We start from the raw sequence: 24942 nt of genomic DNA on the forward strand, positions 1-24942 counted from the left end.
AGTACCTTCCCGGCTTTACACAAGTAGTTAATTTTTGATAACAGTTTAATTTTGATAACAGTTTAATTTTGACAACAGTTAAATTGTGGTCCTATGAATGAGCATATCAATCTAATCAAAAGCGGGTCAAATGAAAGTACCGTTGGAAAAGTTCTGGACTTTTATTTTTCAATTGAAGAAATGTATGCTTGCTGGGGAGTTTACGACTCTCCTGTGGTTGAAAGTTCCGTTAAGATAAGTTCCGGTTCAATCAGTTATAACAGGTACTCCATTCCGATTTTTGGAATAAATGACGCTGAAATCTGGCAAAAAAAAGAAAAGTTACTCGATTTGATGGCTGCCCCCGAAGAGCTATACGATGTGATAAAAAACAGGCACAATGAAAATGTTCGAATAATTGCGGGCATAAATTTCGATCTGAACGCTAAAAGAATTTACTTTCACGAAGCAAACGAAGGATATGGCTATGAATTTGATTCGAATGGGAACTGGGTCCTGAAAACCTATTCCCTTGTCACTCCTGACAATTATGCCCGGGTGATTGAAGATTTAAAAAAACTGATTCCATCGCCTCGTATATTTGATGAAATAATGAAACTTATCCCTCCGGATGACTGGAATCAGATCAGTACCAGAAATGCCTCGGGACTGGTTCTTGGCTACCATATCTCCACAGGTCCCAAAATGTGCCTGAAAGCTCTGGAAAAATCTATTTTTTATCTGGTTTCGGATCTGAATCCCGGTTCCGAAGATTTTCTGATCTGGTTTGAAAAAAATAAAAATGCATATTTGCACTGGTTAGGCATTGGTTATACTGAAAAAGCAGGTTTGGAAGTAACGCTTTATCTTCGCTGCAATGAGAAATCCTGGGATAGTCGTTACCCGCCGTTAGATCTTGTTACATATCTGAATAAGAGGGTTTTCAATCTTGACAAATGAACAGGTATTAAATGGCCGGATTTTGAGTAACCGGACATTAAACGATAAAATTTCAGACAACCGGACATTAAACGATAAAATTTCAGGCAACAAGATCTTTGACAACCGGATGTTAAAGGCTGTTGAACTGGCGATAAGGAAGGCAAGTAATTTTATCATTTCAAATCAGTCCGGTGAAGGTTACTGGCTGGATTTTTACATCCCGGGAATGGGAAACAGTTCTCAGTGGGTAACTGCTTACATCGCATACAACCTTTCCAGGCTTCCGAATACGGATGAATCTGTTCAAAAAGCAATAGTCTGGCTTCTTCACACAAAATCTTCTTCCGGATGGGGATACCACCAGAACTGTCTTCCTGATGCGGATTCTACAGCGAACGTGGTTCGGCTTCTGGCATATTACTTCAAAAAAGAAAATCTTCTTACTCAGGAAAATTTTGCTTTTTATCTGCACGAATTTGCTGACCTGCTTGCCTCTTACCAGGATAAAAACACAGGCGGCTTTTTAACTTATTTGCCAGGTTCAAACGGGAGATATCATACAATGCCGGACAGTGCCTGGTGTATTTCCGAACCTTCAATAACAGCAATGACAGGAAATGCTTTTCTTAACTCAGGTCCGGAACGGTTTGAGCAGGAAATCTCGAATGCCAGGGAATTTTTAATAAGCAGGCAGAATCCTGCCGGATACTGGGACTCTTACTGGTGGGACTGCAGGATCTACGGAACGAGTTTAGCCTGTAGTTTTTTAAAGCAACTCGGAGAAATTGATCCGGTGAAGAAGGCTATCTCCTGGCTAGAAAGCGTATTTGTTCCGTCAAAAGGGTGGGGAAACGGTTACGAAGCTGACCCTTATCCGTTTTACACAGCCCTTTCCTTATCTTCGCTTCTTTTATTCGAGAACAACATCCATTCAAGAGAAGTCAAAGACTCGGTACTATGGCTGATCGGGAACCAGAAAGAAGATGGGAGCTGGTTTTCAAAACCCATACTTAGAGTTCCCGATCCGCAGGTTCGTGAACCGTGGGCCGGTTCGAATCGTAGAAAATGTGAAGTCGTAACCGACGTTAATCTCTTATTTACAACAGCAACAGTAATGGGCGTATTATACGATTTTCTTAATTTGTCAGGCTATTACTCCTGCTCTGCTTCTCAAGAGTAACTGATTCTCAAGAGTAACTGCTTCTCAAGAGTAACTGATTCTCAAGAGTAACTGATCTTTCACTTCTTTCATTTCTGTGGGTACGCTATCGAAATCAGGTTTCTTTATGGATTGGTTGCTGTTTATGGACTATGAAGTTCCGAAACGGATGGTTTTTTCCTTTTTCAACATTTCTCTCCCGTTTTCTCCGCCTTTATCATACACCTCAAATAAACCTGCGCCCACACAAAAGTAATCATCGAACCAATCACCGTACCCGTAACCAGTCCCCACCAGACCCCAGGCAGCCCCCAACCTAATTCGTATGCAAAAAGCACGGCAAAGAGAGGGGTCAGGACCAGACTTCTCAGGAGGGTGGTGATAAGGGCGCTTGTTCCTTTTCCTGCGCCCTGGAAGAGAGAAGCCGAGAGCATTCCGAAGGTAACCGCCGGGTAAAAGACCGTCATAATTTTCAGGAGCCTTGTCAGTTCCGGAGCGATACGGGCGGCAGTTTCAGCCTGAGTGAACACGGCTGCAATCTGCGGGGCAAATACGTATACGGCGATGCCTATCAGGGCTTCGGCAAGAAAACCGATTTCCGTTGCGTAAATGAGTGCATTCCTGGCTTTTTTAAAGTTATTTTCTCCGAAGGCGGCGCCGCTAATAGAAACTACGGAAATTGAAACCCCTATCAAGGGAGCGACCGCAATGCTTGCAACCCTCCAGCCTGTGGCATAGACTGCAACTCCGTCGGTGTTGCTGACATTGACAATGATGAGGTTCATGAGCAGGGCGGTCATAGCCAGGGCGACCTGTTCGACTGAAGAGGGAATTCCGACCCTGAAGATGTCGTTGGCAATTGCCAGGTTGAATTTGAATGAATGAAAATCAAAAGACACATAGGTGTCCTTTTTGATAAAGAACCAGTAAAACATCAGCAGTCCCGAGCATGCAAAAGAGACTACCGTTGCCAGGGCTGCTCCTGCGACCCCCAGGCCAAGGACGTATATGAAAATAGGGTCGAGCACTATGTTCAGGGCAGAGCCCAGGATCATGGACTGCATGGCTCTTTTTGCGTCTCCTTCACTTCTCAGGATGGAGTTTGAAACGTTTGCAAAAAAGAAAACAAAACTGCCTGCAAAGATAACCCTGGCATAAGCAACTCCGAGGTCCGTAGTCCCTCCGGCTCCGCTGTACATAAAAAGGTCTCTTACGAAAGCAAGTCCGAAAACCGTAAGGGCAACCGTGAGGATTATCATGAGTACAAAGGTATGCACTGCAACGTTATCCACGCCTGCCTTATCTCTTGCCCCTATCCGCCGGGAAATCGCAGCCCCTCCCCCCACACCAAGCCCGCTCGTAAGCGCCATCTGGATAACGAAAAAAGGAAAAGAGAACCCTATGGCAGCCAGGGCATCCGCCCCTAACCCCGCAACCCAGAAAGTATCGGTCAGGCTGTAGATAGTCTGTACGGACATTGCAACTATAATCGGAATTGAGAGTTTGACAACAGCTTTTTTGGGTTCCCCGAGAAGTACGTCCACTCCCTCTGTAACTTTTTGAGGGGTGATGATTCCTGCTTTTTCCTTTTCATCCCGGCTTTCTTCTAACTTTTCCTCTTTTGCCTTTTTTTCTTCGGTGCTCCCTTTTTCTTCTGCCGTTTCCATACTCATTTTTCCCGCCGTTTTTGGACTTGCATGTTTTTTATTCTGTCATATGTTTTTATCCTGTTCTTCTTTGAACTCTCTGGTTACGTGTTTCATCTTATTCTTCTTTGAACTCTCTGGTTACGTGTTTCATCTTATTCTTCTTTGATCTTTCTGCTTGCATGTTGTATTCTAATCTTCTTTGATTTCTCTGCCTTTTACATTTTATTATTTGAAACGAAATGCTTTTTATTTTCCTTTTAATATGGATTGATTAAAAGGAAACCTGAAAAATACACTTTGTCGAGTGGAAAACTCAAATCCGCTTAACCCTCCTGGTGCTGATCAAACTCGATTTATCTATAAAAGGGGCAGGGTTTTTATATCCGAATCTATCTCTGAAAACACAATTCTCAGCATCTTCTTATTACAATACAATTTGCTTTAAGGTTGATCGAATAAAATACAGCCTATCAGAGGAAGGAGGCAAATTTTAAATGAAGACGGGAAATTCTCGAGTTAAAAATCCTGCAAATTCGATTACTTTTCACTCTTTTTGGGCCAGAATAAAACCATAATTTATTGCCATAGGCTTTCGATGCCGGGACTTTCCCTCCGGGGGACTTTCCACCCGGATCAGATTCTTGCGAAATTCATGGATTAAATAGGTGATATGTTATGTTTTCAAAATTCGATTTGAGGGGAATAGTAAATTCAATGGGGCTTGTTTTTGGAGATATCGGGACCAGTCCCATCTATACCCTTACGGTTATACTCCTTCTCACAAAGCCTACGGAAGTTCACATAATAGGCGTTTTATCTTTAATTATCTGGACCCTTATCACATTCGTAACCGTGGAGTACGCCTGGCTTGCCATGAGCCTGGGAAAAAAAGGAGAAGGAGGGACGATTGTTTTAAAAGAGCTGCTCGTCCCTCTCATTAAATCCGGCCGAAATGTGGCTTTTATCACGCTGTTAGCGTATATAGGGATCTCTTTTCTTGTAGGGGACGGGGTCATTACGCCTGCAATCAGCATCCTGAGTGCCGTTGAAGGCCTCAAGACCATACCTGAGTTCCAGGACATCGGGCAGGGAACTATCATGCTCATTGCCGGCATAATCGCAGTAGCTCTTTTTTCAATCCAGAGTAAGGGAACGGAAAAAATCACCTGGATCTTCGGACCGGTAATGCTTTTATGGTTCGCATCTCTCGCATTTTCAGGTATTGCCTCAATATTTTCTACTCCTGGTGTGCTAAGAGCCATAAACCCTTATTGTGCTATCAGTTTTCTCCTACATAACGGGCTTACGGGATTTTTTGTGTTATCCGAAGGTATCCTGTGTGCGACCGGAGGAGAGGCACTGTACGCCGATATGGGTCATCTGGGAAGGGAGCCGATTCTGAAAGCCTGGAGACTTGTATTCTCCGCCCTGATCCTGAATTATTTAGGACAGGGAGCATTTATACTTAGAAACCCGGAGTCAAAAAATATTCTCTTTGAAATGATAAATCAGCAGGCAGAGGTCATATATATCCCATTTCTTATTCTGAGTATCACAGCTACGATTATTGCTTCTCAGGCCATGATCAGCGGCATGTTCTCAATAGTATATCAGGGCATTACGACCCGGATAATTCCCATGCTGAAGATCGATTATACTTCAGGCAAATTGCGGTCCCAGATATATATCGGTGCGGTAAACTGGCTTCTCCTTATTTCCGTCTTATTTATGATTTTTGAGTTCAGGGACTCCCACAGACTTGCAGCTGCATACGGACTGGCAGTTACGGGAACCATGTCAATTACAGGCCTGATGATGACTCTAATTTTTTATTTAAATGGGAGGATGTTCAGGTCTTTTGTATCTCTTTTTGTGACCGTTATCGACGTAGTATTTCTCCTTTCAAACACTTATAAAATCCCTCATGGAGGTTACTGGTCCATTGTGATAGCAGCAATTGCATTTTCTTTGATCATTATATACACTTCCGGACAAAAGAAGCTTTATGAACTGATGAACCCCATGAAGATTGGTGATTTCCTTGAAAAATATAAGCAGGTGTATGCCCGTGAAAATAAAATCAGCGGGACTGCTCTTTTCTTTGCACGGGACATAAATTATGTTCCCAGATACATTTCCAATGTAATGTTTGAGAACAACATTATTTATGAAGACAACATCTTTATTTCAATTGTCAAATGTGAAAGTCCGTTCGGAGTAAAAAGCTCTTTCGCAAAGGATCTGGCAAAAGGGTTGAGAGTTTTTGAGATAAACGTGGGGTACATGGAAGTAATTGATGTTGTCCAGATCCTTAAAGAGAAAGGCATCCAGGAAAAAACAATATTTTACGGAATAGAAGACATTCTTACCAGTAATCTTATATGGAGAGCCTTTTCTGTAATTAAAAAACTGTCCCCTTCTTTTGTCCAGTTCTATAAGCTTCCTTCAGATAAGCTTCATGGAGTTTTGACAAGATTTGAAATGTGATAGCAGAACCGGAAATATGGAATAAGGTTTTGTAATATGAGCATGGTCAGGAAATATGAAAACTGGACTGCAAATATGGGGTAAAAGCTGAAAATATGAACTAACGGCTGGAAACATGAGGCCAGGACTGAAGTTTCCCTGCTCCCCTCAGGCTCTTCATTATTGTTTCTTTAAACAGATGCTAGCAGGATATTCAGGCTTGAAAATTTTGGGTCCTTATCTTTTTGTGCCAATTTGTTGTACAATATGGCAGATTACAGCTAATGAGTATTGGCAAATATCTTTATAACGCAAACAACTGTCACTTCTAGGTACTGCTTCTGTATGCGGATTTTAATAATAGTTACTGTATTTGAATGAATTAACTCACAAATTCTGGGGTTTTTTATAGGGACAAATTGGTGAATACGGAGGGATGTAATTGAATAAACGATGCATGTTATTTTTTGCTGCAATTCTTATAGCGTTTCTTATAATTTCACCTGGAATGGCAGCAGCAAGCAAATGCACATACACAAATGTGAGTGCCTGCGATGCTAGAAAGATGATCGAAGAAGAAGATATATTCATTCTGGACGTTTGTACACCGACTGAATCCAATTGTAGCTACTTATGACTCATGGAAGAATGTGTGGTATTTCTTATTGTCGCCGCAATAAAAGTGTTAGCTGTGATAATAAAACGTCTGGCCACCTTCAAGACCTTATGATCAGAAATATGTGAAAGAACCAATTGGTAATTGAGAGTTCGTATCCTGTGAATTCTATTTGGTGGTTCAATGACAGAGAATCATTGAATCCATTAACTTTTTTATATTTGTTGCAAATCTATTCTGGCCCTTTATCCGGTATAATCCTACAAATCTGGTTTTAAAGCAATTTCTGGTTTTTCATTTCTTATTTTTCACTTTTATGTGCCCCTTCTTGGAGCGACAACGTGAACATACTCCGTTGCTTGCATTGGGGTGAGCCAGCATAACTTTCATTTGTAATTTTTCGAAAAATCTCATTTTTTATATCTCATCTCTATTCATATAACATTTTCATTCTATATGAAAAAGTATAAATCTAGTAATCCATAATATTACATATTAACACAGAAATCAACTATTGTATTACTCAATTTGGTTCGTAATAAGGGGAAAAAGGTCAATTATGAGGGGTAGATTCATGAAGCAGGAAATCCAGGGAACAGGAACAAAAAAGACTTCGCCAGAGAAAAAAGCCGGTTTGCATGCATACGGGATACGGGAAAACTTGTCCTCTGCAGCTTCCTCCTTCCCGTATCTGGCCCCGGCGTTTGTTCCTGTTTCGTTTCCTGCTCCCGAGTACCTGTATTTCTCTCCCGGGCTTCTCCAGCTTGACCTGAACATTTACCGGGAGCCCATGATAAAAGCCATTATTAAAGAACAGAGTGAGGACCTTTACCGGCTGATAAAAAAGGTGCACTTTGACGGGAAATATTACAGGGTAAAAAGTGTGCGTTCAGGAGGATGGGAACACTGCCTGGAGCTTGCAGTCCGGATACAGTTTTTAGGAAAGCTGCAGGGATTGGCTTTTGAGCCTAAGAAGACCGTTTCCAGAAAAGACAAAAAAATAATCTACAGGTCCCTCATCCTGGTGAATCCTCATGAACTGTGGGATGAGGAACTTGTTGAAAGGTGGTGGAACCTTCAGGAAAGGATCGAGTTTCTGATATCAAAAATCCTCTTTCATGAATGCATCCATGTCCTTATCCTCCTGGGAAAAACTCTGCCTTCAGGTTTCGGGAAGACAGATATTTTTCTTGAATACCGGGAGATGCTTGAGTTTGCAAGCTCTGAAAAGCTCTGTCCCGAAAGCTGCGGGGTCAAGTACCGACTCCGGAATCTGGCTGCCTTCTCTCCTGAATTTCCCGAAAATTCCGGAGAAAAACCGGACAGAGTTTCTGAACTTTATGAGTTTTTGATTCACGAAAAATACAGTATCAAGAAAACCGATCAGGCATTCGGACTCTCTTGGAGCAACCGAAAAATTTCCCGCAACTATGCCCGGATGGCCGCCTCTAAGGTGGGTCCCTGCCCGGAATACGGTAAAAAAGATTGGGAAAAGGAAGTCTTCAGACTGCACAGGGCTTTGAATGAGCTTTATGACAGGATTGATGGGCAGAATCGGGCTGATTGGAAGATGGGGTGAGAGCTCTCCTCTAAAAATCCGGAACTCCGGCCAACCGTTTCCAGCTAGCCGTTTTACATCTTCCTTTCCTCCCTTTTCTGCACGAATTCGGATGAAATCCATTAAATCCGACTTCAAATCTCTCTCAATCTCTCCCCAGTTATTGACTTCTGTTTCGGTAAAAAGAAACTCAAAAAACGGATACTGCCTGTAGTCAAGCTTCCTGAGCTCCAGGGGTTTTTCAAAACAGGAAACTGTAATCGGATGTTTCTATCTTTTCCGGGATACCTGTAAACCCAAGATTGTTTGCTATCCAGGCAAAGGAATTTTCCGAATTGCCGTAGATTTTACTGGAATTCTTGGATTTGAAGAGTTCGATGAATTCGACGTCTTCCAGAAAGGTCATTTCTTTGCTGAAGCCCGGGCGTTCAGAGGCTGCGTATTTCAGGACAGACAGGTTCATTTCTACGATGTTGTCCCGCAGAATTTGAGAAACGTATGGTTCGTCAAGTATGATCAATTATCCAACACCCCCTGTTTATAATTTCTGATTTTTTCCAGTTTGCCCCCCAGGTATTCCTCGGCATAAAGCACGGAGCGTTTTCCAAAATTTTTTCCTTTGACCCACTTGGCAAGTACGTTGTCTTTGTACCACTTGTTTTTATCTAATTTTGATCTCGACTATCTGGATGCTGAGTTTTCCATTAATGATTTAATTTTGGTCGGGGGAGGTAATAAAGGGCAAACCTGCTTCTTCTAATACAGACCATGATTTCTTCGTGAATTTCGGACTTTAATTATTCTTTCTGGGAAATTCAAGAGTATAACCCCCTTCATTTACACTCATTTCTCTTAAATAGTAAGCTGCCAGACCTTTTTCATTAAATCTCCCGGTCTGGTTAATTTCAGCTGTTTATTTAAATAGCCATTCTTTGTAAAAAAATAGGGACGAAAGTCAAAATCACAATTCTTATCTGTCTAACTTATGTTTTATTTGGAGGTAGTGTTTTGAAGGCATGGGAAACCCGGGTGCCTTATCTATGAGATCATTGCTATGTGTCATCTCGGGAAAGCTGCTAAGTGGCTCCTTTTCATGCTATCGGTTTTTAGCCCTCGGGCTGTTTTCTTTTATTTTTCACTACGCTTTTGACGTCAAAACGGGGAGTAACATGACTACTGCTAAAACGCATGTTTCCTCGAGTCAGTTCTTATTTAATATAAGAGGCGAAAACATGAAAATACAAATTAGTTTAATTGCAGGTTTCTTTATTCTGTTATCGGTTTCTTCTCCGGTTTCAGCCGTAGATCCGTATTCGCAACTGGGTAATCAACTGGGCAATGTTGATCCCCGATCGGATGAACTGGGAACTTCGTATATCCCTGCTTTGTTTACTGTTTCACAACCGCGTCTGCCTTTTAATGAAAGCAGTAGAATAGGACTTGTTTCCGGGGATATAGCAGAGTACAAAATCCGGTTGAGAGTCGGGCCCGGAGAATACGACTACATCACTCTTACTAACTATGTTCTGGAGAAAAGACCCTGGGCTACAAAATCAAATAAAAATCTGGTGATTCTGCCCGGGCATGCTCTGACTGAAAAATTCTGTTCCGACATGGCAATATACTATGCTCAGCAGGGGTACAGCGCATATATCCTGGACAGGAGAGAGACAAATGTTCCGGGAAACGAAACTGATTTCAGTTTTATGCAAGACTGGACTTTTGAGAAATATCTCCAGGACACATTCAAAGGTATCAGGGTTTCAAGAATCCATACCGCTCTCTTAAGCGGTAAATCTGCAGAAAGCATAGAGGTTACGGCAATCGGGCACAGTCACGGGGCAATGCTTCTCACGGCTTATGAAGCAAGTAAATATGACGATCGTCCTATGGGTTCTGTAGACAGAGCAGTGCCGGTCGATATTATTATCGAATACAATCCCGAAAATTCTGAATTAATACACAATCAGACTCAAGAATTTGCTTCAATTACCGAAAGTATCGAAAACGGAGTTTATAGCGATAGCAGTATGGCAGGTATGATGTACATAGCCTACCTGGCTTCTGTGGAACCTGAAGGCCATAATTTTTCCGAACTTACAAACAGGCAGTTTTTCAGGCTCATGGCAAGCCAGACATATAGTTTCTCCGCATATCCCTATACTCCGGATTATCACTACTGGAGCGGGGACCTTAACGGCCTCTATCATGTAGATGAAGACCGGCTGCTTAATTTAACTTGGACCGGGGCTGTGCCTTATACGCCGAAGTACCTGGACCAGTATATGGCCGGCCTGATGGGCAATGTTGAGGGTTATGAAATTGATCCTTCCCGAGTAGACTCTCCGGTACTTTATATCGGACTTGGGGGAGGCTTTGGAGATTATGGTGCATGGTGGTATGAAAACGAGGTCGGAACAACAAACAACAGGGTTACTACTATAACTTGGAATGACCAGGGGCATGGCAGCCTTTTGATTGACAGCAATTCATCTGATCTGTGGGCAATCATAGGTGACTGGATCGATGACAATAAGAACCTGAACAAGTAAAGACTATGAATAAAAGGAATCTGAACTGGGAAAATGTCCGAATACCAATGCTTTCTGTTTTGAATTCGCAGCACTGAAAAAAAACCTGCAATGCCGGGGAAGATTCCTCGGGAATGTTGTCTGTAGATTCTTTGATCTGCTTGCGGGTCCTGTGATCTGCCACCAGGTCCTTTGTGTTTTCTCCGGCCCGGTTACTCGTACCTGAGGGCATCCACAGGTTTCAGTTTTGAAGCCCTGTATGCTGGGACTGCTCCCGAAATTACCCCGATCAGGATGGCGAGGGTCAGCCCGAAAATCATCAGGCCGGGGGAAAGGGATATGCTCGCTCCGCTTCCTCCCCTCATAAGAGTCACACCAAGGTAAGGGAAAAGGGATGAAACCATTCCTCCCAGTATAACTCCAAAGACCCCTCCGACAAAGCCTACCATTGCGGAGTTATATACAAAAATCATAAGAATATCCCTGTTTTTCGCTCCTATGGCTTTCATCGTGCCTATTTCTTTTGTCTTTTCAAGGACAGAAGTAAACATGGTGTTTGCAATGCCCACGGCTCCTACCAGCAGGGACACGGCCGCAATTGCTCCGAGGAAAAGGGTAATGGAACTCGTCATCTCTGTTACGGATTCAGCCATAGACTTTGAAGCGGTTACGGAAAAGTCCCTGTCGTCTTCTCGCACAATATGGCGGGAGATCATAAGTTTGTCTTCGATCTCCGTGACCACGCTGTCTACCATCTCTTCACTCTGGGCTTTTACTGTGATGGAATCAAAGACGTCTTCTTCCGCATCCTCGATCACGTATACAGCGGCATCGATTGGCATGTAGATCTGCCTGTCTTCGCTCCCCCCTTCCTCTGCCAGGATTCCGACAGTGCGTACGGATTTGCCGTTGATCGTTATCACCTGGTTTATTCCTACGTCCTGGTCATAAATTCCACTGGCAACTCCACTCCCGATGACTGCTACGTACTTATCCGAAGGTTTGAGCAGTCTTCCTGACTCTGTTTTGAGGGTAGTCATGTACTGCCAGACCTGAGGGTCCACCCCTGTGATAGAAAGAGTTGCGGTTTCCCCCGTATATGTTACCTCCTCCCTGCCGGAAATCCCACCTGCGATGTACGCTATGCCTTCTATGCCCTGAAGTGCCGAAACGTCATCGTCGGTCAGCTCGGCATCGGTCGTAGAACCTCCTCCCCAACCTCGTCCGGGGCCTGGCATATTTGACTGGGCTCTTGAGTATCCGGGTGAGATGGTGATTTTAGTCAGGTCCATGTCGGCAAGTCTGCTCTGCACGTTTGCCTCCATAGCATCCCCGAGGGAGATGATACCCACCACTGCCCCGACACCTATAACAATCCCTATGATTGTCAGCCAGCTCCGGAGTTTACTGTGCAGGAGCATATTAAGAGCCATTTTTATGTAGCTAGAATTTCTCATGAAATGTCCTTCGGTTTTTGTTTTTCGATATTTTTACATTCAGAGGACGTGCTTCCTTTCTTCCGGTTTTTCTTCCGGTTTTTTATCTCCCGATCCTTTTCCGATTTTTTCCAGCTTTTTCCTGCGGTACAGGACCGCTCCTGCTCCTGCAGCTACTATTATCACTATATAGGTCAGATATGATCTCAGACTGCTGCCGGAATCTCTTGCTCCGGGCCTGCCTCCGGCTGCCGGGGCTCCCGCAGCTGCGGTCATCTCAATTGGAACATCCTTGTCGACCGTAATTCTTTCTCCCCTGGCATCCGTATATTCGATCCGGACTTTCAGGGAGGGCTCAGCCCTGAAAGCGGAAGACCCATTACCCAGGGCAGCAGTTGCTCTTCCCTCAGGGTTTTCTGTATCCCGGTTGGCGGCCCCTTTGCTCATCACATCAAATGTAGCGATAGTGTAGTCCCCTTTTTCAAGGTTCCCGACAATCGTTGAGGAACTTCCCGATACCCTGTACTCATCCTGTTCCGGGATCGATACTTTCACTGAATATGCAATGTTATTGCCCACGTTTGCAACCGAAAGAGAGATCTCTCCTGCATCACTTTCGGAAAAAGAGATATCGAAGTCGGTTTCCCCTCCCACAAAGATCCCTGCCGTTGTCCTGATGTTCTTTGCGTTTGACTCGTAGTCTTCAAAAGTAAGGTTTATGTCCAGAGTGTAGAGCCCGGGGTCTGCGTTTACATCTGCCATTACCGAGTAATAAATGGTTATGGAGTCTCCGGGTTCGAGGTACTTGATGTACTTGGTGTTGTCAGAATATACCGGGAGGATCACACCTTCGGGGTCTTTCCAGGAGATGACCATGTTCTTAAGAGGGGAGTTTCCGGTGTTTGTTACAATGAACTCAAGGGGTTCTTCTTTTGCCACATCGATATTTGCCTTGTTGATGGTCACAATCTGGGCGTATTCTTTCCCCCTTACCTCAAGATAAACGGTTTTTGTGGTGGTGCTGGTACTTGAGGAAGACCCGTCTCCCGATTTTGCAGTTGTGGTTATGTCTATTTCGTATGTCCCCTCGGAAGCATTGGAATCGGTCATGAGCTTGAACTTAAGGATACCTGCACTGTCGTCGTCCTGTCTCGCATTCAGGTAAGCTACCTCTTTTTTTAGCGCTTCTCCCGACACTTTGCCGAAAGGGTATTCGGGGGTGATCTCGACAGTTATGTCCTTAAGGTCTTTAGTCCCCACGTTTTTTATGCTTACCGTGAGTTCCACGGGCTCACCTGGCCTTGCTACATCAGGGTTCTGGTTGGTAAGGCTTACCTGTACTGAGGAGGAGTCTATCAACCCGCTGGCAAGAGCTGTTCCGGCGTTTAGCGGTATAATTGATAAAAGTAGGATCAGGAGCATTAATATGGAAACTTTTTTCATTTCATTTCATTTCCCCTTCATGTTTTTTTCGATTGACATGTTCTATTTTTTCTATCTTTCCGTCTCTGATGTACACGACTCTCGTTGCGTGTTTTACAAGATCCAGGTCGTGGGTGACAATAATAATCGTCTTGCCTTCCTTTTCATGTAATTTTGCCAGAAATTCCAGGATGTAATCTCCGGTCTTGCTGTCCAGGTTTCCGGTCGGCTCATCGGCAAGGATTACCGGGGGGTTTACGGCAAGGGAGCGGGCAATTGCAACTCTCTGTCTCTGTCCGCCTGAAAGCTGGGATGGAAGGTTTCGTTTCTTATCCGAGAGCCCTACAATCTCAAGCAGGTATTCTCCTCTTTCCCTTGCCCGTACAGGGTCTTCTTCCTGAAATTCCAGGGGTAAAAGGACGTTTTCCAGTGTGTTCATGGTCGGGATAAGGTTAAAGCTCTGAAAAATGAACCCTATCATCTGTCCCCTGATGCGGGCAAGTTCGGATTCTTCAAGACTGGAAATGTCCCTCGAGTCCAGAAAAATAGCCCCTTTTGAAGGCAGGTCTAAGCAGCCCAGCAGGTTCATAAGTGTACTTTTTCCGCTTCCGCTCGGGCCAAGAACCACCACAAATTCCCCCCTGTAGATCTCAAGGTCGATCCCGCTGAGAGCTGCAAAGTTAATCTCCCCCATTCTGTAAATTTTCCAGACGTCTGTCAGCTTGATAAGGGGAATCCTCCCTGACCAGGCAGCAGTGTCATGGGCATCAGGACAGACTTCGGTTTCAAAAGAAGCTTCCTGAACAGTGGAACTTAACGCCATTGTCAATGTCTCTGCGAGATAGGCTTGCATTTAGATCACCTCAATAACTCCCGCGGGCAGGGATCTTTTTCATTTATTTCTTATCCAAACCCTTCATCTCTAAACTTTTATCTTTTTACATCGGATACAATGCTTTATTTCTAAATGCTTTATTTCTAAATGTTTTATTTCACAATGCTTTACTTTATACTTGCACTATTGTTTCAAAAGTTCTTTGAAATCTGTACCTATTAAGGATTTTTATCTAACAAACCTTATGCGTTCTCCGAAACTGTTGTATTCCAGAAACTGTTGTATTCCAGCGTGACCGTGTATCTCGAAACCTTTTTTCAGAATGATCCGTTGCTTTTCGGGATAAGCGGTTGAGTTTCAGGATAAATCGTTAATTTCCATGTAACAACTTCCCGGATGCAGTCCTATGTCCCATCCTTTCTCATATAATTTTTAATGTTTTTTGCATTCAAAACATTTTTGGAAAATATTACTATATTCTGGACACCTGTTATATATTTGCTGCTTTTTGTCCATTTCATTATATTCTTCACTCTTGCAAAATCTCATTTTTGAAAAAACTCGGATCAATAGGGATCAATAGGAAAGATAAGCAGGAAGAAGATGACCCTGGCTGTTGAAGCGGGATTAATACGGACAAACTTACACGAGTTTGAATCCGAGCATCCTGAAAAGAGGCAAAGTGGATTCAAGAAGCTTCAGGGCTTAACATTAAGTGTGCAGAAAGAGAATTTTATGCCTGCTCAATAACATATGCAATTGATTTAACAGTAACCATTCACCTTCTAGCTCGATCCGCAAATTGAAATTGAGTTAGGGAATTTTAGAAAGTATGGCATGATACCTGTATCCATAGTACATCGATTTCGCATACTCCATCTGGAAGCCGTTTTTTCGGGCAATCATTTCGATCCGGCGCGGATTGGTCATATCAAAAGCCGGTCTGTTTTTCAGAAAGGCTAAGACCTTTTTTACGCAGCCGACACCTGCTCTGAGCAATATATGCAAGAAGCAGACCCACATTTTCATATTCACGCTTCAGGACCTTTTTTTCGGCTTCAAAGAGCATGGACCTGGAGAAATCAACCCCTACGACTTTTTCATAGTATGGAGCGTAATATATGAGAAGTTCCCCTGCAAAGCACTGCTGCTGCCCTTACTACATTTTCTGGAGTAAAAAAAACCGGCATCCCGGAATCTGTAAATGCTGAAGCCATTTTCCGGCTGTAACTTCCATCGGGGGAGCTGATCAGGACAGGTTTTCCACAGCTGTCGGCAAAATTTCGGATTTTTTCCGCAACTTCCTCGGTAAGAAGGGGAGGACCCCAGAGCAGGCTGACAATTGCAAGGTCATATTCTCCTGAGAGAACTTCCTCTAAGGCATCAATATAATGTTCGTCTCGCACATTGCCTGTCAGGTCTATCGGATTTCTTACGGAAGCGAAAGGAGGGAGCTTTTCCTTTAGTCTTTTTGCTGCAGTTTCGGAAAGTTCCGGGACTTTGAGCCCTGCTTCCTCACAGGAGTCGGTAATGGAGATGCCTATTCCTCCCCCGTCGGTTATTATCAGGACTCTTTTTCCTGCTATGGGGGAATACCTGTTTAAGACCTTGCAGGCAGCTTTCAGTTCTTCGTAACTTGCAACTTCTATTATGCCAGTTTTCCGGAAGGCGGCTTCATAAGCTTCATACCTCCCGCTAATTGCTCCGGTATGGGAACTTGCTGCCCTTGCTCCAGGTTCCCGCTTTCCAACCTTGAGCGCCACCACAGGTTTCTTTTTTACACAGTTTGAAGCAGATTCAAGGAACTTCCGCCCGTCTCCTACGGACTCAATGTACAGGGCAACTGCTTTTGTGGCTTCGTCCTGCGCAAGGAAGTCAAGGCAATCGCTTTCATCCACATCAACCTTGTTTCCGTAGCTTACGACCCTTGCAACGCCTGCCTCTTCATTTGCCAGCTCATCCATTATCACAGCGGCAAAAGACCCGCTTTGCGTGAGCACGGAAACTCCGCCTCTTGAAGGTCTTTCTATCTTTTCCCCTTCTATGAAAAAGGTGTCCACTTTTGAGACTGTGTCATATATCCCCAGGCAGTTGGGACCCATTGCCCTGATGTCTTTTTCATTCAAAAGAGTCCTGAGCTCTTCTTCCATTTTCTTTCCGCCTGGGCCCATCTCCCGAAAGCCGGAACTTACAATTACAGCTCCTTTTATGTTTTCTACGGGCTCTTTGATAATTTCAAGGACAGCTTTAGCCGGGACTGCAAAAATAGCTATATCAATCCTGTCCTCAATCTCTCCGGGGGACGAATAGCATTTCAGTCCCTCAATTTCTTTGTATCCGGGGTTTACAGGATAGAGCTTTCCTTTGAAGCCCATTTTTTGGAGGCTTTCCAGGACCGTGTGGGAAAGTTTCTCCGGGTTGGGAGATGCTCCTATCAAGGCTATGCTCTCAGGCTTGAAGAAAAAATTCAGGTTTTTTTCAGTGCCAGTTTTTTCTTTATCCGTTCCCTCTTTACTCATTCAAAACCTCCCCGACCTTCCTTTAAGATAAGAGGAACCTGAGAAACTTCGCTGGTCTCTGCATATGAAGTCTTCTCCGCTTTTTTTCCTCCTTTTTTCCCTCTATTCTTATATTATAAACAACATCTTTAAAGTACTACTGTTAAAAAACGCCTGAACTATGAAAATATAATTTTCCTGAATGTCCGTCTGGAAGTATAAGACGGAATAATTGTTATGTAGAGAGGCGATGCCTGTGAAAAGCACCATACCTGAAAAAAATGCAATCATTCAGCGTGACGGAGAAACATATGTAATCGCTCCCAGAACCCCTGGAGGAATAGTCGACCCTGCAACCCTGAGGAAAATTGCGGACGTTGCGGAGAAATACGGGGCTGCAACCCTGAAAATGACTTCCGAACAGAAGATGGCAATTGTAGGTTTAAAAGAAGAAGATATTGATGCCGCCTGGTCAGATCTCGACATGGATGCCGGAATTGTTGCCGGACCTTTTGTAAAGGGTGTCAAGTTCTGCCCTGGCACAACATTCTGCAGGAAAGGTCAGCAGGATGCTGTGAGCCTTGGGACGAAACTGGAGGCTCGATATAGAGGGATGAAACTCCCTTACATGATGAAAATGGCTGTATCCGGCTGCCCCAGTTCCTGTTCCGAACCCGTGATTAAGGATGTAGGGGTTATGGGTACGGCAAAAGGCTACACTCTCATGGTGGGCGGCGCTGCAGGACTTAAACCAAGGCTTGCTGATGTTGTAGCAAAAGGGCTCTCCGAAGAGGAAATCCTGGCAGCCGTTGACAGGATAGTCGAGTTCTTTAAAGACTATGGGGAAAACAGGAAAAGACTCGGAACGATTATAGACGAGATTGGCCTGGAAGAGTTCAAAAAGGAAGTAGGGATCTGGGAAAAGTGAAAAACATGTTTTTCTCTCTTTTTCCCTTTATTTTTCCATCTCTTTTTTGCCCTTAATGTTCACAGTATTTACAAATTAATTTCTCACACTCTTCATTCTGGAATTTCCATTTTAGCCCCCAGCGTTTTATTGCATGTATTATCTTTATGAAATCTGTTCCGCTCTCGGTGAGGTAGTATTCGGATTTTGGGGGATTTGTAGAGTCATCGAATTTTTTTGTGATCAGGCCTTCATTTTCAAGCTCTGTAAGCCTTTCCGAAAGGATCTTCGGAGTAATATACTCCAGCTTTCTTTTCAGCTCATTGAAGCGTTTTTCTTTCTTTTCCCCTTTGTGCAGTTCAAGGAGGATATGAATGGTCCATCTTTTCCCTATGATGTTCATCGTCTTGTAGACTGTGCAGTCTTTCATAGTATAAACATAGAAACTGTCTGGTATATAAGTTAGTATATCTAATATACTGGTATCAAATAGATACTAATATAATATCAAATTTTATAAAAAATAGTTTTAAGTGATAGATCTCTGTACAGTGTACAGCCGGGCAAAGTATCATAATATCCGGGCTGTATTAAAACTCGCTTGAAAAACGTATTAAATGGCTTTGCCTTCTTCGCTGTACGACTGCCTGACATTTTGAACAGGTTTAAAATTCCGGCATTAAAGTTTGAGGAGAAAGGATCAATCATGAAAGACAATCTACCCGAAAAAGGTGCAATCGTTCAGAGAGACCGTGAATCATACGCAATAGCTCCCCACCTTCCCGGAGGAGTCGTTGACCCGGATACTCTCATGAAAATCGCGGAAGTTGCGAAGAAGTATGGGGCAGCTGCCCTGAAAGCAACTTCTGCTCAGAGAATTGCAATCGTGGGTCTGAAAGAGGAAGATCTTGATAATGTCTGGGCTGACCTTGGCATAAAGCCAGGAGCAGCAATAGGGCTCTGCGTAAGAAGTATTAAGATCTGCCCGGGGACAACTTTCTGTAAGCAGGCTAAGCAGGACTCACTGGGTCTTGGCCTCAAACTTGATGAAAAATATCACGGAATGCCGATGCCCTCAAAACTGAAAATCGGGGTTAGCGGCTGCCCGAACTCATGTGCTGAGCCTGCCATCAAGGATATAGGGATAATGGGTACGGCAAAAGGCTATAATCTCATGGTCGGAGGCTCTGCTGCTGCAACGCCCAGGCTTGCAGATGTCGTGGCAAAGGGGCTTTCCGAAGAGGAGGTTCTTGACGTCGTTGAGAAAATCCTTACCTACTACAAAAACTCCGGCACAAAAAAGAGGCTCGGAAAATTCATTGATGGCATGGGCCTTGAGGAATTCAAAGCCCAGGTCGGATTGTAACTTAGTTTAACGGTGGGTTAATCAGAGTAATTCTTCAGTCGGTGACTTTCAGGAATTTTGCCTCCGAATCTCCCGGTTTGCTTCCGGGAAAAAATCTCGGAAAAATAGAGGATGAAAACGGACGTCCTGTTGAAAATGTTAAATGTGACTTACAAAATGCGGTTGAAAAACGCAGAAAACTGGTCAGGAAGGAGAGAACCATATGAAAGTTGTTGAGATTGAATCCTCACCCGAAAAGCCGAACCCTCATAATGTGAGCGTACGGATGCTCTATGACACTGAGCATGCCCAGGCAGTGCACATCGAACTCAAGCCAGGGGAAGTCTTGAAAAAACACATCACGCCTGTGGACGTGTTTTTCTATATCCTGGAGGGTAGAGGTGTAGTCGAGATCGGGGACGAGCAGGAGGAAGTCAGCAGGGACATGCTGATCGAAAGTCCCGCAAAGATCCCTCACCGCCTGCTGAACCCCGGAGATGGGATATTCAGGGTGCTTGTTGTAAAAGTTCCGAGGCAGACTGAACAAACCCGTCTGCTGTAAAGCTGTTTATGACTGAAGAGTATTCGAGCAGGACTATGCTAAAGGACTGTGCTAAATTGACTGAAGAAAGAAAAACCGTAAAAATCGCAGTTGTCCGCTGCGATATTGTCTCTGAAACCTGTCCTGGAGTGGGCTGCTTCAAAGCCTTCAATGAGAGGAAGTCCCACTTTGAGGCATACGGTGAAGGTGCGCAGATAATTGCTTTCTTCACATGCGGTGGCTGCTCCGGCAGGAGGGTTTACAGGCTGCTAAAAGCTCTGAAACAGTATGAGCTTGATGCCGTACACCTCAGCTCCTGCATGCTAATGGAGGACAGCTATCCGAAATGCCCTCATCTGGACACCATCCGAAAGACAATTCAGGACGCCGGAATAAAGGTAGTTGAAGGCACACACCACTGAAAAACTCAATGCAGATTCAAATCCAATGCTGATTTAACTCTATGCTGATTACGAAAAACAGATAATTCAAAAAAACAGACAATTCCGAAAAAGAGGTAATTTATTACTTTAATCTGAAGGAGGTTTCAGATTACAACTTCACTGGCTAAAATTCAATTTGTAGAACATTTGGTTTGCAAATATAGCAGGTGATAAAAATGGATCACGATACAACCCGGGACAAAAAATCGGAAGAAAACGAAATCTATGAAGGTGCGCATCCTGAGCTTCAGGATCTTCCCCTTCCTGCAACCGATAACATGCTGTACTCGATTTTGAACTCTTTAAATCAGAATATAGCAGACTTTCACGCGTACCTGAAATTCAAGAACTATATCTCTGATGAGACTTTAAACACAGAGCTCCTGAAAAGAAGCATGAGCATTCACAGGGACTTTTCTGCTCTATTTTTGCACACTAAAGAAGAACTGGTATTTATCTATCCGGAACTTCTTGAGAAAGCAGAAAGAATCCTGTTCAAAGGGGAAGCAGGTACGGACTTCATAAAGTACACCTGCAAAATGGGCAAGCTAATAGACGTTTATAAAACAACGCTCTACAGGGAAGGATACTTGCCGGATTTCAAATGGCAGTTTATGTCCTCCGATATTTGATTTCCTGAACAAATCAGTCACCTGGACAGGTCAGCCAATCCGACATTCCGGACACTTCGATAAATTAAAAAATATCTTCCCGGAAAAGGAACGGACCCAGAGGGAAAGGGGTTTAATCTTCATGGTAAAACGAACAATTATAAAAATTGATGAGGAAAAATGCACAGGCTGTGGAAAATGTGTTGCACCCTGCGCTGAAGGTGCCATTCAAATCATTAACGGCAAAGCAAAAGTCGTATCCGAAGAACTCTGTGACGGTATGGGTTTCTGTATAGGGGTCTGTCCCGAAGGTGCCCTCTCTATTGAAGAAAGGCACACGGTCGAATTTAACAGGGAAAAAGCCGAAGCCCAGCCGAAAAAGCAAGATATCTCAATCCGCTGCTTCGAATGCGGAGCCGGAGAAGACACCCACTACCTTCTCCCCCTCAGGCACAATATGGAGAGTCTCTGGGTCTGTACCCGCTGTTTGCCCAGACTGATCCACGGTTGATTGGTAAATCTCTTAATCAAAAATTCGTCCTCTTGAGCGGAGACATGTTATATAAGGTTTCAGTTTGAGAAAACTACTCTTCAATTCTTTTTCACATTCATTTTTTGAAAAGCCGCGCTATGCGCGTAAAAATTCCCGTGAATACAGATAATACTGTTTCTTTGTTCAACTAATTCTTCGTTTTTCTATTCCCCTCAATTACCCCAACTCTATGTCCTTAGCAACTCTTTTTTAATCTACTATCCTTCATTCGGCAGGTTAACGTAATTAGAGATAGATATTTTCATATTTCGCTCCCATCAGACCCAGTATCTTCCAGTGAATCTCCTCAATATTCAATATTTCTGACTTTATTTGTCTTTTTTTCTGAGAAATAAGTTCTGTAATTCCCTGGAACTTGAAAAATACCCATCTCATTGTAGGTCTTTTTGTTGGTTTCCCTTTTTGATCTGGAATCGTTTCATTTTCTTCTTCTAATTTTGTCCTTAATTTCCATTCTGCAATTGAATAAATCATTAAGCAGAGAACCATTATCATAGTCAGCGCTTCAATTTTCTTTTTGTTCTTGAGGTAAACTTTCGATATGCTAAAGGTGTTACTTTTCAAGAATCTGAATCCTTTTTCTACATTGTCCTGTCCTTTGTAATACTTCAGCATATCCTCAGGAGAAAGATTGATATCGTTACTTGCAAGAATAAAAAGTCCCATTTTATCCATTTCATTTAAAACAAAAGCGTCATTAACCTTTATGATTCCATTAATCCTGTAATAAGTCTTTAATTGCTCATCTTTTGAAGGTCTGCCTCTTTTACCTGATTCACGCTTTTTAATAGATCTCACATCTACCTTTTCAAATGAGACAGAAGGGAAATCTTGAATCCATTTTTCTGCAGCTTTTAATGCATCGTCTTCGCAAAAAAAGTCCTCTCCTTTCAGTTTTTTAAAAGACTTCTCTGCTTTTTCAACCTCCTTGTCAAGCTTCGTCCTGAGAGTTTGCTCTTTCTTCTCTTTCATCTTGTGAGAAAGCAGCAAAACCCACTTTTGTTTGACTCCACCATATTCCACAAAGGTTTGATAAAATGAGTATCTTTCGTCGCTTTTTAGCGTTTTCAGGTTCAGATTTTCAGTTAGCAGTTCCTTTGCCTCGGTAATTGTTGCAGGAACACGACTGATCCAGAATGACTTTCCCATGTTCTTGATATTATTGTCTGTGTAAAAGGAACTATCAGCGACGTAGTAAACTTCGCTTTCAGGTCTTAAAACTGATTTGAGAGACTTGATCGCTTCCAGAATTGTGTTTTTGTCGGAAGAATTTCCTGAATGTGTGTTCATGAAAAGAGGTATCCCATGCTGATTAACAATCAAGCTAAGTACAAATTGTTTGAGGTCCCATCTTCCGTTTTTGGGAATTCCAAAAGTAATGTCAATAGACTCAGTTTCTTCGTCATCATAATCCCCATAAACGCTGACACTTGTAGTGTCAGCGTGTAAACAATGAACAGGAATAGGTAGAAGAGTCATAATGTGAAGAGCAATTTCCGTAAACAGTTTTGTAGGGCCATATTTTACGATTCTGTCAAGAGTCTCTCCGATAACGTATTGATTCAGATCCTCTCTTGTTATACCGTCTCCGAAAAGCCTTTCCGTAGAAATATTTTTAAAAAAATCAGGAAACAGGTACAGACGTTGCCCTACGAAACCAAGACCATTGAGCAACATGGCAAGGATGCAGACTGAGTGAGGGATAGTATGATCCCTTTCTTTGGGAAGTTTTTCATCGATCAGTTTGTCAACCTCAAGTTCTCGGAAAACTCCAGCCATAAGACCAAGGTGACCTAAGAACCTTGTACGTTTTAGGGAGGATTCAACTCTTCTACTGCTGTTTTTTCTGCCATGGGAATACCAGGAAAGAGATATAAAATTAATAATATTAAGATATTTGTTTACCTGCCGAATCTAGGATAAAAGAATGGATGTAAGAAATGAATTGGGAAAAGTTGAGAATTGGACTGATCCTATATACCATGATATCAAAAAAGGAAATCATTATATAATCACAGTAACGGAACAAGCTATTGAGGATAAAAATTTCCTTGCGATGCTGGAAAAAAATGATCTTCAGGTGAAAAATTCCGTCTTGTGTCTTATTATTCTCGGAAATGAATCTAAGAATTGGATTTGGGAAAGCGATGAAAGAAGAATCGAAAATGAGCTTAAAATGAATGAAAAGGTATTGACTTTATTGTCTTGCGGTAGTACCGGTAGTATCTAATGAGAGTCTTTATCTGGCTGTGCTTACCGTTCGGTGAATTGTTGTGGTGTAGTGTAGGTATGTGTTTTTACCTTTTTCTTCCACACGAATTTTTCTCAAGTAAATTTTTTCTCAAGTAAACTTTTTCTCAAGTAAATCTTGCCGTTGCAACGGACAGCGGGTCTGAATTAATTAGCTTGTGTTCAGAGTTAATTAGTATGTGTGTTTAGAGTTAACTAACTCATATTTAAATTTTCAACTCATGTTGAAATTCTTTCATCAATCCGTCTGACCATGCTATATGCATACGGAACAAAATGCTTATTCCAGAATCTGCTTCCCGTAATATTTATGGATTCAAAATCCACTCCGTAAAGAGTATACCCGTTTTGTAAAAGCCATTCCTGTATTGCTCCCAATAACATAGTTCCTATACCTTTTTTTCTTTCACTCTCCAGAACATATGCACCGGTTATGTTCATAACGTTCCTGTGGTTCGAAACAAAAGTTTCAGCGTCTGGTTGAATTTTCATATATCCCAGCGGTTTTCCATCTTGGTAGGCTGCCCATAAATGATGATCGTCTTTTTTAAGCCAACCGGTTAAATCCTGGACCGGGTCTTCATCTCTTCCAGGCATGAAAACAGGTGAGTTTCCATAATACATGTTATGCTGTCTATGAATATCTGCTAAAGCGGGAATATCAAGCACATTGACTTTTCTAATTATAATGTTGGAAGGATTATTTGCAGAAATCTGTTTTGATTCGCAAATAGAGTCTACACAGCGCAGACCGAACCCCTGCCAAAACCATAAATCAGTAGTTTCCGTGTCATGTGCGAAAAATGTTAATGCATGAGTAAAACAAGCATTTTTTACCCATATTTCAGCTGCGTGCGTATATAACTCCTGATACAATACACTTCTATATTCTTTTTTCCCGCCATGCCCATATAGAGGACTGTAAATACCTTTACATTTCCCAAATAGTTCTTTAACCTCAAATCCGGCGATAAACCCGATTAATTCTTCACCCCTGACAGCAGCAACGCCTGTTCCTTTGTCAAATAAGTTCTTAATTAACTTCCTGAGATAGTATAAGTAGTCTTTTTCGTAAGGTAAAAATGGAATCTCTGTCTTTTCTTCAATGTATGCAGACATAATTAAATCAGCGGCTGCATTCACATATTTTCCATTTAGTTGGTCAAATTGAATTTCAAGTTTCATACTTCACCTTTATCAT

The 24942-nt window shown here is 42.8% G+C and carries 25 protein-coding genes; 15 read left to right on the forward strand and 10 right to left on the reverse strand.

The features are described 5' to 3' along the window. The first annotated feature begins 93 nt into the window (after nucleotides 1–93). Nucleotides 94–939 (forward strand): hypothetical protein, encoded by an 846-nt coding sequence (locus MSSIT_RS06010; protein ID WP_048170822.1) that lies wholly within the window; start codon nucleotides 94–96, stop codon nucleotides 937–939. Continuing rightward, on the forward strand, nucleotides 929–2101 hold the full coding sequence (locus MSSIT_RS06015; protein WP_048170823.1) for a prenyltransferase/squalene oxidase repeat-containing protein: 1173 nt from the start codon (nucleotides 929–931) through the stop codon (nucleotides 2099–2101). The genes MSSIT_RS06010 and MSSIT_RS06015 overlap by 11 nt, the downstream gene beginning before the upstream one ends. A gap of 164 nt (nucleotides 2102–2265) precedes the next feature. On the opposite strand, the gene MSSIT_RS06020 is transcribed toward MSSIT_RS06015, so the two are convergent. After that, nucleotides 2266–3753 carry an MATE family efflux transporter gene (locus tag MSSIT_RS06020; RefSeq protein WP_048170825.1) on the reverse strand — a complete coding sequence of 496 codons (1488 nt, stop codon included), beginning with the start codon at nucleotides 3751–3753 and terminating at the stop codon, nucleotides 2266–2268. A 651-nt stretch (nucleotides 3754–4404) separates the two neighbouring features. Between MSSIT_RS06020 and MSSIT_RS06025 the strand changes: the two genes are divergently transcribed. The 3 genes from MSSIT_RS06025 (at nucleotide 4405) to MSSIT_RS06030 (ending at nucleotide 8390) form a co-directional block, all read left to right on the forward strand. Next, the gene (locus MSSIT_RS06025; RefSeq protein ID WP_048170827.1) at nucleotides 4405–6216 is read left to right on the forward strand and encodes a KUP/HAK/KT family potassium transporter; all 1812 of its coding nucleotides are present in this window, start codon (nucleotides 4405–4407) and stop codon (nucleotides 6214–6216) included. A gap of 421 nt (nucleotides 6217–6637) precedes the next feature. Beyond that, a complete protein-coding gene (locus tag MSSIT_RS22940) occupies nucleotides 6638–6832 on the forward strand; it encodes a hypothetical protein (protein ID WP_148705029.1) in 195 nt (64 codons plus the stop codon). Between the two features lie 553 nt (nucleotides 6833–7385). Next, complete coding sequence (locus MSSIT_RS06030; protein ID WP_231590440.1) at nucleotides 7386–8390, forward strand: hypothetical protein; 1005 nt, start codon at nucleotides 7386–7388, stop codon at nucleotides 8388–8390. A gap of 220 nt (nucleotides 8391–8610) precedes the next feature. Here the strand turns inward: MSSIT_RS06030 and MSSIT_RS06035 are convergent, their stop codons facing one another. Then, nucleotides 8611–8889 (reverse strand): hypothetical protein, encoded by a 279-nt coding sequence (locus tag MSSIT_RS06035; protein WP_048170830.1) that lies wholly within the window; start codon nucleotides 8887–8889, stop codon nucleotides 8611–8613. A gap of 712 nt (nucleotides 8890–9601) precedes the next feature. Here MSSIT_RS06035 and MSSIT_RS06040 point away from each other — a divergent pair. After that, nucleotides 9602–10921, forward strand: coding sequence for an alpha/beta fold hydrolase (locus MSSIT_RS06040; RefSeq protein ID WP_231590441.1), 1320 nt, complete (start codon nucleotides 9602–9604; stop codon nucleotides 10919–10921). A gap of 191 nt (nucleotides 10922–11112) precedes the next feature. Here MSSIT_RS06040 and MSSIT_RS06045 read toward each other — a convergent pair whose 3' ends face one another. The 3 genes from MSSIT_RS06045 to MSSIT_RS06055 are packed head-to-tail and all read right to left on the reverse strand — an operon-like array spanning nucleotide 11113 to nucleotide 14611. Then, the gene (locus MSSIT_RS06045) at nucleotides 11113–12357 is read right to left on the reverse strand and encodes an ABC transporter permease (protein ID WP_048170832.1); all 1245 of its coding nucleotides are present in this window, start codon (nucleotides 12355–12357) and stop codon (nucleotides 11113–11115) included. A 39-nt stretch (nucleotides 12358–12396) separates the two neighbouring features. Continuing rightward, the gene (locus MSSIT_RS06050; protein ID WP_048170833.1) at nucleotides 12397–13779 is read right to left on the reverse strand and encodes a COG1361 S-layer family protein; all 1383 of its coding nucleotides are present in this window, start codon (nucleotides 13777–13779) and stop codon (nucleotides 12397–12399) included. Nucleotide 13780: 1 nt separating this feature from the next. Then, nucleotides 13781–14611, reverse strand: a complete 831-nt coding sequence (locus MSSIT_RS06055; protein ID WP_048170835.1) for an ABC transporter ATP-binding protein — start codon at nucleotides 14609–14611, stop codon at nucleotides 13781–13783. Between the two features lie 585 nt (nucleotides 14612–15196). Here MSSIT_RS06055 and MSSIT_RS22945 point away from each other — a divergent pair. Then, the gene (locus MSSIT_RS22945) at nucleotides 15197–15343 is read left to right on the forward strand and encodes a hypothetical protein (RefSeq protein WP_156158799.1); all 147 of its coding nucleotides are present in this window, start codon (nucleotides 15197–15199) and stop codon (nucleotides 15341–15343) included. A 63-nt stretch (nucleotides 15344–15406) separates the two neighbouring features. Here MSSIT_RS22945 and MSSIT_RS22950 read toward each other — a convergent pair whose 3' ends face one another. Continuing rightward, entirely contained in the window at nucleotides 15407–15601 is a 195-nt protein-coding gene (locus MSSIT_RS22950) for a hypothetical protein (RefSeq protein WP_156158800.1), read from the reverse strand. A gap of 92 nt (nucleotides 15602–15693) precedes the next feature. Then, nucleotides 15694–17112, reverse strand: a complete 1419-nt coding sequence (locus tag MSSIT_RS06060; RefSeq protein WP_048170838.1) for an acetate--CoA ligase family protein — start codon at nucleotides 17110–17112, stop codon at nucleotides 15694–15696. Nucleotides 17113–17341: 229 nt separating this feature from the next. Between MSSIT_RS06060 and MSSIT_RS06065 the strand changes: the two genes are divergently transcribed. After that, nucleotides 17342–18019, forward strand: a complete 678-nt coding sequence (locus tag MSSIT_RS06065) for a nitrite/sulfite reductase domain-containing protein (protein WP_048170840.1) — start codon at nucleotides 17342–17344, stop codon at nucleotides 18017–18019. A gap of 52 nt (nucleotides 18020–18071) precedes the next feature. Here the strand turns inward: MSSIT_RS06065 and MSSIT_RS06070 are convergent, their stop codons facing one another. Then, entirely contained in the window at nucleotides 18072–18428 is a 357-nt protein-coding gene (locus MSSIT_RS06070; protein WP_048170842.1) for a winged helix-turn-helix transcriptional regulator, read from the reverse strand. A 276-nt stretch (nucleotides 18429–18704) separates the two neighbouring features. On the opposite strand from MSSIT_RS06070, the gene MSSIT_RS06075 reads away from it, so the two are divergent. The 6 genes from MSSIT_RS06075 (at nucleotide 18705) to MSSIT_RS06095 (ending at nucleotide 21449) form a co-directional block, all read left to right on the forward strand. Continuing rightward, a complete protein-coding gene (locus tag MSSIT_RS06075; RefSeq protein WP_048170844.1) occupies nucleotides 18705–19364 on the forward strand; it encodes a nitrite/sulfite reductase domain-containing protein in 660 nt (219 codons plus the stop codon). A gap of 77 nt (nucleotides 19365–19441) precedes the next feature. Next, on the forward strand, nucleotides 19442–19570 hold the full coding sequence (locus tag MSSIT_RS25230) for a hypothetical protein (RefSeq protein ID WP_261789052.1): 129 nt from the start codon (nucleotides 19442–19444) through the stop codon (nucleotides 19568–19570). Next, complete coding sequence (locus MSSIT_RS06080; protein ID WP_048170846.1) at nucleotides 19567–19905, forward strand: cupin domain-containing protein; 339 nt, start codon at nucleotides 19567–19569, stop codon at nucleotides 19903–19905. Before MSSIT_RS25230 ends, MSSIT_RS06080 begins: the two co-directional genes overlap by 4 nt. Before the next feature lie 35 nt (nucleotides 19906–19940). Beyond that, nucleotides 19941–20306 carry a CGGC domain-containing protein gene (locus MSSIT_RS06085; protein ID WP_390175977.1) on the forward strand — a complete coding sequence of 122 codons (366 nt, stop codon included), beginning with the start codon at nucleotides 19941–19943 and terminating at the stop codon, nucleotides 20304–20306. 197 nt (nucleotides 20307–20503) lie between these two features. Further along, nucleotides 20504–20959, forward strand: coding sequence for a hypothetical protein (locus MSSIT_RS06090; protein WP_048170848.1), 456 nt, complete (start codon nucleotides 20504–20506; stop codon nucleotides 20957–20959). A gap of 121 nt (nucleotides 20960–21080) precedes the next feature. Continuing rightward, nucleotides 21081–21449: an ATP-binding protein gene (locus tag MSSIT_RS06095; protein ID WP_048170850.1), complete on the forward strand. Its 369-nt coding sequence runs from the start codon at nucleotides 21081–21083 to the stop codon at nucleotides 21447–21449. A 267-nt stretch (nucleotides 21450–21716) separates the two neighbouring features. Here the strand turns inward: MSSIT_RS06095 and MSSIT_RS06100 are convergent, their stop codons facing one another. Beyond that, nucleotides 21717–23366, reverse strand: coding sequence for an IS1634 family transposase (locus MSSIT_RS06100; protein WP_048170852.1), 1650 nt, complete (start codon nucleotides 23364–23366; stop codon nucleotides 21717–21719). A gap of 52 nt (nucleotides 23367–23418) precedes the next feature. Between MSSIT_RS06100 and MSSIT_RS06105 the strand changes: the two genes are divergently transcribed. Beyond that, complete coding sequence (locus MSSIT_RS06105) at nucleotides 23419–23721, forward strand: UPF0228 family protein (protein ID WP_052721556.1); 303 nt, start codon at nucleotides 23419–23421, stop codon at nucleotides 23719–23721. 239 nt (nucleotides 23722–23960) lie between these two features. Here MSSIT_RS06105 and MSSIT_RS06110 read toward each other — a convergent pair whose 3' ends face one another. After that, nucleotides 23961–24926, reverse strand: a complete 966-nt coding sequence (locus MSSIT_RS06110; RefSeq protein WP_048170854.1) for a GNAT family N-acetyltransferase — start codon at nucleotides 24924–24926, stop codon at nucleotides 23961–23963. Between the last annotated feature and the right edge of the window lie 16 nt (nucleotides 24927–24942).

Source organism: Methanosarcina siciliae T4/M (assembly GCF_000970085.1).
GTDB classification, from domain to species: Archaea; Halobacteriota; Methanosarcinia; order Methanosarcinales; family Methanosarcinaceae; genus Methanosarcina; species Methanosarcina siciliae.